Origin of the sequence: Vibrio hibernica, from assembly GCF_015223435.1 — a bacterium.
GTDB lineage: Bacteria > Pseudomonadota > Gammaproteobacteria > Enterobacterales > Vibrionaceae > Vibrio > Vibrio hibernica.
In genome coordinates this window covers 1-6,405 of record NZ_VHKO01000088.1, presented here as the reverse complement: position 1 = coordinate 6,405, position 6,405 = coordinate 1, and the positions used below count along the sequence as shown (strand labels likewise).

At 41.0% G+C, this 6,405-nt stretch carries 7 protein-coding genes; 6 read left to right on the top strand and 1 reads right to left on the bottom strand.

What is annotated here, in order from left to right:
- Positions 1–397: 397 nt before the first annotated feature.
- Positions 398–652, top strand: a complete 255-nt coding sequence (locus FH976_RS15290) for a type II toxin-antitoxin system Phd/YefM family antitoxin (protein ID WP_086982138.1) — start codon at positions 398–400, stop codon at positions 650–652.
- Positions 645–914, top strand: a complete 270-nt coding sequence (locus tag FH976_RS15285; RefSeq protein ID WP_194091647.1) for a Txe/YoeB family addiction module toxin — start codon at positions 645–647, stop codon at positions 912–914. The genes FH976_RS15290 and FH976_RS15285 overlap by 8 nt, the downstream gene beginning before the upstream one ends.
- 151 nt (positions 915–1,065) lie before the next feature.
- On the opposite strand, the gene FH976_RS15280 is transcribed toward FH976_RS15285, so the two are convergent.
- Positions 1,066–1,335: a helix-turn-helix transcriptional regulator gene (locus FH976_RS15280; RefSeq protein ID WP_194091646.1), complete on the bottom strand. Its 270-nt coding sequence runs from the start codon at positions 1,333–1,335 to the stop codon at positions 1,066–1,068.
- 474 nt (positions 1,336–1,809) lie between these two features.
- Between FH976_RS15280 and galE the strand changes: the two genes are divergently transcribed.
- The 4 genes from galE to galM are packed head-to-tail and all read left to right on the top strand — an operon-like array spanning position 1,810 to position 6,238.
- Complete coding sequence (gene galE / locus FH976_RS15275; RefSeq protein ID WP_194091645.1) at positions 1,810–2,835, top strand: UDP-glucose 4-epimerase GalE; 1,026 nt, start codon at positions 1,810–1,812, stop codon at positions 2,833–2,835.
- Between the two features lie 40 nt (positions 2,836–2,875).
- Positions 2,876–3,940 carry a UDP-glucose--hexose-1-phosphate uridylyltransferase gene (locus FH976_RS15270; protein WP_194091644.1) on the top strand — a complete coding sequence of 355 codons (1,065 nt, stop codon included), beginning with the start codon at positions 2,876–2,878 and terminating at the stop codon, positions 3,938–3,940.
- A 31-nt stretch (positions 3,941–3,971) separates the two neighbouring features.
- Entirely contained in the window at positions 3,972–5,153 is a 1,182-nt protein-coding gene (gene galK / locus FH976_RS15265) for a galactokinase (protein ID WP_194091643.1), read from the top strand.
- Between the two features lie 20 nt (positions 5,154–5,173).
- Positions 5,174–6,238, top strand: coding sequence for a galactose-1-epimerase (gene galM, locus FH976_RS15260; RefSeq protein WP_194091642.1), 1,065 nt, complete (start codon positions 5,174–5,176; stop codon positions 6,236–6,238).
- Positions 6,239–6,405: the final 167 nt, after the last annotated feature.

Genomic DNA, 6,405 nt, shown 5'->3' with positions numbered 1-6,405 from the left:
AAAACGAGTTACAACGCATCCTTACTAGTTCCACAATGATTAGCTTTATCCATATATTTTCTCATGCCAAATGCTGTCAATTTTGTATAGTTTGAAGCTTGAATAATTGGATTTTTAGATACTAATTAAACCCACAGTTCTTCTTCATGAGTAGGCTTTGGTTAACTATATGGATTATTTCCGCATTTTATGTTGATTGAATATGAGGTAAGTTCATATTTTATGAATAAATTGAGATGGTTAGCTTGTTGATCTGAGAATTGAATGGAATGATAGACGGATTTTATCCGTCTATTAAATTGTAAGTTACCTTATTAATACCACATGTTCAATTTACTGTACAACTAAGATGGTGAAGGCTATACTTGTTCCATTAAATGTACATATGGAGGTTCTTATGAGAATCGTATCTTTTACTGAAGCTAGAAATAGTCTTAAAGCTGTTTTAGACGGTGTAGTTAATGATGCTGATACAACAGTCATTACACGCCGTGATTCTGAAGATGCAGTGGTGATGTCTTTAGACTACTACAACAGCCTTATGGAGACAGTTCACTTACTGCGCTCCCCTAAAAATGCTGAACACCTAAACCGTTCGGTAGCACAGTATCGTGCAGGTAAAACAACAGCACGAGAGTTAATTGATGAGTAGTAGTCAACGTCTACTGTCGTGGACTGATGACGCTTGGGATGACTACTTGTATTGGCAAACCCAAGACAAGAAAACACTAAAGCGCATCAACAAAATTATCAATGATGTTAAGCGCTCTCCTTTTGAGGGCATCGGTAAACCTGAACCGTTAAAAGAGAACTTATCTGGTTTTTGGTCTCGCCGTATTGATGATACTAATAGGCTTGTTTATGCGGTCGATGATGAAGCGATAACGATAATTTCGTGTCGTTACCACTACTAAATCAGCTTCAGTAATCGGGCATCTAACAAACGACTATGGCTTCAACATACTTTTCCTAATCTGACAGAACCTTTTTAGAGCATCAGGTCTAACAAGGTTTTGTCCAAAAACGTGCTGGAAACATCAAACCATAAGTTAAATATTCACCTACTCACTTGGCAATAATCTCACTTTTAGGTATCTGTAATCGATACTGATTGGGCGTTACCCCCAATTCTCGTTGAAATAAAGAATACAAATACTGATGAGATGGATAACCTGTTTTTTGGGCAATATCGGGGATGCTGAGCTGGGTATGAATGAGTAAGAGTTTCACTTTTTCGAATTTAACGTGATGGATTTCTTTATGGATGGTATGGCCAACTTGATCGCGAAATAATTCTTCTAAAAAGGTACGACTGCAACCTGCAAATTCAACCACTTGAGCAGACTTGATGCCAAGGTGTGCATGGTTGCGAATGTAATGAACCGCGCGTAATAAATAACTGTCTTGTAGTCTCCGGTGCTTGGTACTTTCTCATGCGTCGCTGGGAACGATAAAGCCTATTGGCTTTTTAATCCTTCAACCTGATTTTGGGTTGTTCTATCGCATTTTTTTAACGATTGTACAATCACTGTAAACGTTTACACTATTTGCGGTTGATCACAGAAGTAGAGTCGGTATTTTTGCTATCCTACCCAGCACAAATAGGAAAGTGGCTTATTTAGCAAGATGTGTAATCGTTAATGATAGTGTCACTTTGGTTTAGATTACCCAGAGTGCAGGTGACTTAAACTTCAATATCATAAACGATCAGCACGATAGATGCCTACTTGTAGGTTATATTTATTTGCTAGCTAACGAATATTTACCAGCGAACTAATATTTATCAGCGAACTAACGTCAGGAGAAGATATGAAAGTTTTAGTTACCGGTGGCTTAGGCTATATCGGCAGCCACACTTGTGTGCAGTTAATAAAAGCTGGGCATGAACCCATTGCTTTGGATAACTTAACCAATAGTAAGTTAGAGGTGCTAAATCGTATTGAAGCATTAACAGGCACTCAGCCGTCTTTTTATCAAGGCGATGTTCGCGATGAAGCCTTCCTTGACCAAGTTTTTGCTGAACACTCTAATCAACCGATTGATGCTGTGATCCATTTTGCGGGTTTAAAATCTGTTGGTGAGTCGGTGTCTAAGCCGCTGGAGTATTACGATAATAACGTAAATGGATCGCTAGTATTAGCCCGTAGTATGCGTAAAGCTGGCGTGAAAAATATTGTCTTTAGTTCGTCTGCCACTGTGTATGGCGATCCCGCGCAAGTGCCGATTACAGAATCCTCTCCAACCGGTGCCACGACCAATCCATACGGACGTAGCAAATATATTATTGAAGAATGTTTTAGTGATTTGTTTGATGCTGAAAATGATTGGAGTATTACTTTATTGCGTTATTTCAATCCAGTTGGGGCGCATCCATCGGGCACTATGGGTGAAGATCCTCAAGGAACGCCTAATAATTTAATGCCATTTATCGCTCAAGTGGCGGTGGGTCGTCGTGAAAAATTATCCATATTTGGTAATGATTACGCCACGCCTGATGGCACTGGAGTACGTGATTATATTCATGTTATGGATCTGGCTGATGGGCACTTAGCCGCGATTAATACGCTAACGAATAAAGCAGGATTGCATATTTATAATTTAGGCACAGGCAAAGGCAGCAGTGTATTGGATATGGTGAATGCATTCTCCGAAGCCTGTGGTCATAAAATTGCTTACGAAATTCACCCTCGTCGACCGGGTGATATTGCTCAATGTTGGGCAAGTACAGAAAAAGCAGAGAAAGACTTAGGTTGGAAAGCAACGCGTGATGTGGCTGAAATGAGTATTGATACATGGCGTTGGCAATCAAAAAATCCAAAAGGTTACGACCAATAACCTTCGTTTTTATTCAGACTAATAGTAAGAGATAAACACAATGACGACAGAATTTAACCCGGTTGATCATCCTCATCGCCGTTATAATCCACTTACCGGGCAGTGGATTTTAGTGTCTCCTCATCGCGCTAAGCGCCCGTGGAGTGGTCAAGATGAAAAACCAGTAATCGCAAGCATTAAACCGTATCAAGCGGACTGTTTTTTATGTCCAACCAATACGCGAATTTCAGGTGATGTAAACCCTGATTATAAAGACACTTTCGTTTTTCAAAATGATTTCGCGGCATTAATGCCAGATACGCCTGATGCGCCACAATCGAGCAATCCTTTATTCAAAATTCAAGGTGTGCGTGGGCTCAGTCGGGTGATTTGCTTTTCCCCCGATCACAGCAAAACCTTGCCTGAACTCCCGCTTGGTCAGATCCGTAATCTAGTGGATACGTGGAATACTCAAATTGAAGAACTCGGCAAAGAATATGTCTGGGTGCAAGCATTTGAAAACAAAGGGGAGGCGATGGGCTGTTCGCAACCGCATCCGCATGGACAAATTTGGGCTAATAGCTTTCTACCTAATGAAATAGAGCGTAAAGACCGACACTTGCGTGAATATTTTCAACAGCATGGGACTAACTTGCTGGTAGATTATGTGCAAAGTGAGCAACAAGATGGCGCCCGAACTGTGGTTGAAACTGAGCATTGGATTGCCGTTGTGCCTTACTGGGCTGCATGGCCGTTTGAAACCATGTTACTGCCAAAAACACATATTAAACGTATGAGTGAATTAACGGATGAGCAACGTGATGATCTCGCGTTGGCGATGAAAGAGTTAACTTGTCGCTATGATAATTTATTTCAATGTTCATTCCCGTATTCAATGGGCTGGCATTATGCACCATTTTTTGAAAACGATGATCAGTTTGAAGATAAAGAAACCGATCATTGGCAATTACATGCCCTGTTTTATCCACCATTACTTCGTTCTGCCACAGTGAAAAAATTCATGGTGGGTTATGAAATGTTAGCAGAAAGCCAACGAGATTTTACTGCCGAGCAAGCCGCTGAGCGACTACGTGCCTTGAGCAGTCAACATTATAAACAATGCTAACAACCAAATTATTAAAATCTAGGTAAACATTATGAATGAACGTACCCAGCAACTTATTAACGCCGTGCATGGCGCTTTTGAATCTGCTTTTAATTATGCTGCAACCCATGTTATTCAAGCACCGGGGCGAGTGAACTTAATTGGTGAACATACCGATTATAATGATGGTTTTGTTTTACCTTGCGCGATTGATTACCAAACCGTCGTCGCTGCATCGAAACGTGATGACAATATCGTGCGAGTGGTGGCAGTCGATTTCGATAATCAAGTGAATGAATTTGATACTTCTAAGCTGCTTGAATTTGATAACGATGTTATGTGGGTGAATTACATTCGAGGTGTGATTGATTGTCTGCAAAAACGTGGGTTTGAATTTAACGGCGCCGATATTGCCGTTAGTGGCAATGTGCCTCAAGGCGCAGGATTAAGCTCTTCTGCTGCATTAGAAGTGGTGATCGGACAAACGTTTAAAGCGCTTTATGATTTGAATATTTCTCAGCAAGATATCGCCCTAAATGGACAAGAAGCAGAAAACCAATTTGTCGGGTGTAACTGCGGCATTATGGACCAACTTATTTCCGCTGAGGGTAAACGTAACCACTCATTGTTAATTGATTGCCGTTCACTTGAAACTCAAGCGGTTTCAATGCCAGAAGACATGGCGATCGTGATCATAAATTCAAATAAAAAACGTGGTTTAGTGGATAGCGAATACAATACGCGTCGAGTGCAATGTGAAGCTGCGGCGGACTTTTTTAATGTTAAAGCATTGCGTGATGTCACCATTGAGCAGTTTCATCAGCGTGAATCAGAGCTTGATGAAGTGGTGGCTAAACGTGCTCGTCATGTGATCACAGAAAACGACCGCACGGTTGAAGCTGCGCAAGCATTAAAAAACCATGATTTTGTTCGCCTTGGTGCATTAATGGAACAGTCTCATATTTCGATGCGAGACGACTTTGAAATTACTTGCCCAGAAGTGAATGCGATTGTAGATATCGTGAAAGCGGTTATTGGCACGGAAGGTGGCGTTCGCATGACAGGCGGCGGTTTTGGTGGCTGTGTCGTTTCTCTTGTACCACCGGCTTTAGTCGATTCGGTTAAAGCGGCAGTTGAAGCGCAATATGAAGCGAAAACGGGGCTAAAAGAAACGATCTATATTTGCAAAGCGATGGATGGCTCAGGAGTATTAAACATCGGCTCAGTAGCATAAATATGAAAATGGATGATGCGATGAATCAAGAGACGCAAGCACTACATGAATCCATGACGGCTGACCTATATTTAGATGGTCAGTCAGCCAAAATCATTACTTTGTCTAATGATTCTGGCATGTCGGCAACCTTTATGGATATTGGTGCAACATGGTTGAGTTGCACCTTACCTATTGGCGATGAACAGAGAGAAGTACTGCTGGGTGTGAATACAATAGAGAAATTCCAGCAGCAGGAAGGCTACTTAGGCGCAACGATTGGGCGTTATGCTAATCGTATTGCTGATGCAAAGTTTGAGCTTAATGGCCAAGCTTATTCACTATCAAAAAATCATGAAAAGTATTGTATTCATGGTGGCGCAGATGGGTTTGATAAACGGCGTTGGGCGGTGTTAAATCATACTCAACATCAAGTGGTATTTGAGCTTGAATCTGAGGATAACGACCAAGGTTTTCCGGGAAATATGACAACGAAAATTACCTTTACTTTAAGTGAAGATAATCAAGTCTCGATCGATTACCAAGCTCATGTTGATAAGGCTTGTCCGGTGAACCTAACCAATCATGCTTACTTTAATCTACAAGGCGTGAAAAGTGGCATTAGTTGTTTGGAGCATACGTTAACGGTATTTGCGGAGCAGTTTCTGGCGAGCGATGAGAATGCACTTCCGACACAAATTAAATCCGTTGAACATACTGGTTTTGATTTCCGTATAGCAAAAAAAATCAGCCAAGACTTTTTAATGGATGATGAGCAAAAATTAGCCGCAGGCTATGACCATTCTTTTATTTTCGATCCTAAAGACGCAAGTGAACTTAAACATGTCGCGACAGTAGTATCACCCGATGAGCAAGTGACCATGCAAGTGCTGACAACAAAGCCTGCAATGCAACTTTATACGGGGAATTACTTAGCTGGGTGCCCATCAAGAGAGGATAAGCCGTATGAACGTTTTGATGGTTTGGCATTAGAGACGCAGTTCTTACCCGATGCGCCGAATCATCCTGAATGGACATTTAGCGACAGTATTTTGCAACCTGGGCAGCAGTATCTGCAAACGACGGTTTACCACTTTCATTTTTAATATAATCGCTATTCTATTGATATAAATGATAATTTTTCAGTAATATTAAATAAAAAAAACCTCCTGTTAAGGAGGTTAGCACAAATAAGTTGGGGGGAGGTGCCAAATAGAAGTTAAGGTTTTACAATGAAATCTACAATTAAGCTAAACAGTCACGATGGATCTTA

Bases quoted from the DNA above. Each gene is read 5' to 3' on its own strand.
- FH976_RS15290 (WP_086982138.1), top strand. From the start codon at position 398: ATGAGAATCGTATCTTTTACTGAAGCTAGAAATAGTCTTAAAGCTGTT.
- FH976_RS15285 (WP_194091647.1), top strand. From the start codon at position 645: ATGAGTAGTAGTCAACGTCTACTGTCGTGGACTGATGACGCTTGGGAT.
- galE (WP_194091645.1), top strand. From the start codon at position 1,810: ATGAAAGTTTTAGTTACCGGTGGCTTAGGCTATATCGGCAGCCACACT.
- FH976_RS15270 (WP_194091644.1), top strand. From the start codon at position 2,876: ATGACGACAGAATTTAACCCGGTTGATCATCCTCATCGCCGTTATAAT.
- galK (WP_194091643.1), top strand. From the start codon at position 3,972: ATGAATGAACGTACCCAGCAACTTATTAACGCCGTGCATGGCGCTTTT.
- galM (WP_194091642.1), top strand. From the start codon at position 5,174: ATGAATCAAGAGACGCAAGCACTACATGAATCCATGACGGCTGACCTA.